The sequence below is a fragment of the Actinoallomurus acaciae genome (assembly GCF_042429965.1).
GTDB lineage: Bacteria > Actinomycetota > Actinomycetes > Streptosporangiales > Streptosporangiaceae > Actinoallomurus > Actinoallomurus acaciae.
The window spans coordinates 1-2,832 of sequence record NZ_JBHLZP010000782.1; the positions used below are offsets into that span (position 1 = coordinate 1).

A 2,832-nucleotide genomic window follows, 5' to 3' on the forward strand; every position below is an offset into this window, starting at 1 on the left:
CGCGTTTCGGGGCGCGCGACGGCCGGGGGCGTGGTCGCCGGTGCCCGTCCCCGGCCGCCGCGGGCGGGTGGTCCTCGCCGGCCACCGGCCGCAGTCTCTCCAGCCGGGTACGGGTCTCGTCGTCCTCGGGCACGTAGCCGACCAGCCGCGCGCCTGACTGCGGGGCGAGCCACAGGCTGGTGTTCTGGACCTGGGTGCTGCTCGCCACGAGTCCGTTCCTCGCGCCGGCCTTCCAACGCGTCGAAGCGAGGTCCGACCGGGTGGGCCGTACCCCGCCGGTGTCGCCGACGCTACTGCGCCTCGCCTCGTTCACCGGTCCCTGGATGGTCGCGCGGTACGGCGCGCGGCGGGTGGTGACGTTCGGGTGCCTGTTGCAGTTCGCCGGCGGTGTCCTGCTGTTCCTGACGTTGTGGCATTACCGGCCGCACGTGAACGGGCGGGGGTGGGCACCGGCGTGATGACCACGACCCAGCGGTCGGCGCTCGCGCTCGGCGTGGCGACGATCGGCTCGCTGTTCCTGGCCGTGCTCGGCCCGTGGGGCACGCGGGACGCGCTGCTGGCCGAGGTGCTAGCGCTTCGCCGGGGCGAGGGAGAGGAGAGAGTCGCGCTGGACGGCGTCCAGGGACAGCGTCTTGTAGCCGATCTCCTCGAACAGCACGGTGATCCGGTCGGGCTCCTCGCGCATGACCGTTCCGGCGCCCCAGGACGCGTGGACGACCTGCGAGTGGATCGGGAAGGGCGTGTCGGCCCGAGCCGTCTCGACCGATCCGGTCGCGCAGTTGTCGCAGCGGTCGCAGACCTGCTGGGCGTACGGCTCGCCGAAGTACTCCAGCAGGTACCGGCGGCGGCACCCCGTCGTCTCGGCGTACCCCCGCATCATGTCGATGCGTGAGTCGTCCATCTTGCGGCGGCTCTCGTCGAACTCCATCGCGTCGGCCGCCGCCTGCTCGGGTGCGGGCCCCTTCGGGGCGTACCGCAGCTCGCCGCGGTCGCTGATCTCGACCGCCTCGGCGTGCTCCAGCAGGTTGACCAGGCCGGTCAGCTTGGACGCGCCGACGCTCAGCGTCTCTCGGACCGCGCGCGCCGTCACGGTGCCGCCGTGCTCGTGGAGGAGCGTGGCGAGCCGGAGCAACATCTCCTCGTCCGGCCTGCCGGCGGCGAAGAACCGGCGCAGGCCGAGGTCCTCGGACCGGTAGTACAGGACCGCCTCGGCCGGCTCACCGTCGCGACCGGCGCGGCCGATCTCCTGGTAGTAGGAGTCCGGCGACTCCGGCGGCGCGCTGTGCAGGACGTACCGCACGTTCGGCTTGTCGATCCCCATGCCGAACGCCGAGGTGGCCACCACCACGTCGACCTCGTCCTCGGAGAACAGGGTGTGCACCCGTTCGCGGTCGGCGGCCTTCATCCCGGCGTGGTACGCCTCGGCGCGTACGCCGGCCTCGGTCAGCTCCTTCGCGTACGCCGTGGCGTCGCGGCGGGTGGCGACGTACACGAGGCCGAGTCCGTCGCGCCCGGCGACGTCCTTCACGAGGGCCCGTCGCTTGGCGGACTCCTCGGTGAACCGGCGGACGCGCAGCCCGATGTTGGGCCGGTCGAAGCCCCGGATGACCTGCCGTACGTTCCGCAGGCCGAGCACCTCGACGATGTCCTCGCGTACGGGCGGGGAGGCGGTCGCGGTCAGCGCGATCACCGGCGGGTGGCCCAGGCGGTCGATCACCCGGCCGAGCTGGAGGTAGTCGGGCCGGAAGTCGTGGCCCCAGGACGACACGCAGTGCGCCTCGTCGATGGCGATCAGCGAGGGGCGTGCCGCGACGAGCTTGTCCACGACCTCGGGCTTGGCCAGTTGCTCGGGGGAGAGGAAGACGTACTCGGCCTGACCGGCGCGGACCTGCTCCAGCGAGCTCTCGCTCGAACCCGCGCGCTGGGCGGAGTTGACCACGACCGCGCCCCCGGCGTTCCGCTCGGCGAGGGACAGCATCTGGTCGCGTTGCAGGGCGATCAGCGGCGAGATCACGATAGTGGGACCGTCGAGCAGCTGAGCGGGGATCTGGTACGTCGCGGACTTCCCGCCGCCGGTCGGCATGACCACGAGGACGTCGCGCCCTTGGAGCAGGTGCTGCATGGCCTCGTCCTGGCCGGGCCGCAGCTCCTGCCAGCCGAAGACCTCACTGGCGGTCCGTTGCACCTGCCGCCGTCGACGTCCGAACCGCCGGAAACTATCGCGAATGCCCATGTAGCGCCTCCCCGCCGGGCGCTGTTACCCGAATGATCCCGGCTTAGTCGTCTTTCGCCTGCGCGTGATCATCCAACCAGGCCACGGGGACACACATGGGAGTTCCACGAACCGGAGGTGTGCCCGAGAGCGCGTGGGCGACGCGGAACATGCCGGTGGGGACGTAGCGCAGTCGCGCACGGAGTCCGGGCCGGGGAGCCGCGTGGCGTGCCAGAAGAAGACGAGCCGACCGTGCGAGTCGGCGGGGGCGCTGTCCGATCGCGGCGGTGAGCGTCCCGCCGTGCCCGTCGGTCGCGCTGACCGGTCCCCGGTCGAGCACGAAGTGCCCCTCCGGCCGCCGCGACGCGTCGGAGGGGAGGTCGTGTGGCGGTAGCCCCCGGCGGGCCCGGTACGGCGGCCCGTGCGGCCCATCGGACGGCGGCCGGACCGGCGCCGCCGGAGGCACGGAACAACGTCGTGAATTCCTTCCCGGTCGGCTCGCGAATCAGGCGCGGCCAAGCCGGAAGGGTGCGCGTTCCGACGCGCCTGACCGCGCACCCGAAAACGTCGCTCAGTCCTTGAAGACGTCCTTGATCTTTTCGCCGGCCTGCTTCAGATCG

At 72.0% G+C, this 2,832-nt stretch carries 3 protein-coding genes; 1 reads left to right on the plus strand and 2 read right to left on the minus strand.

Annotated features, from left to right (window positions below):
* On the minus strand, positions 1-208 hold a 208-nt coding region (locus ACFFNX_RS46865), incomplete at its 3' end, for a hypothetical protein (RefSeq protein WP_378212855.1).
* Positions 209-260: 52 nt separating this feature from the next.
* On the opposite strand from ACFFNX_RS46865, the gene ACFFNX_RS46870 reads away from it, so the two are divergent.
* Positions 261-458, plus strand: a complete 198-nt coding sequence (locus ACFFNX_RS46870) for a hypothetical protein (protein ID WP_378212856.1) — start codon at positions 261-263, stop codon at positions 456-458.
* A 110-nt stretch (positions 459-568) separates the two neighbouring features.
* On the opposite strand, the gene ACFFNX_RS46875 is transcribed toward ACFFNX_RS46870, so the two are convergent.
* Entirely contained in the window at positions 569-2,233 is a 1,665-nt protein-coding gene (locus tag ACFFNX_RS46875) for a RecQ family ATP-dependent DNA helicase (RefSeq protein ID WP_378212857.1), read from the minus strand.
* Positions 2,234-2,832: the final 599 nt, after the last annotated feature.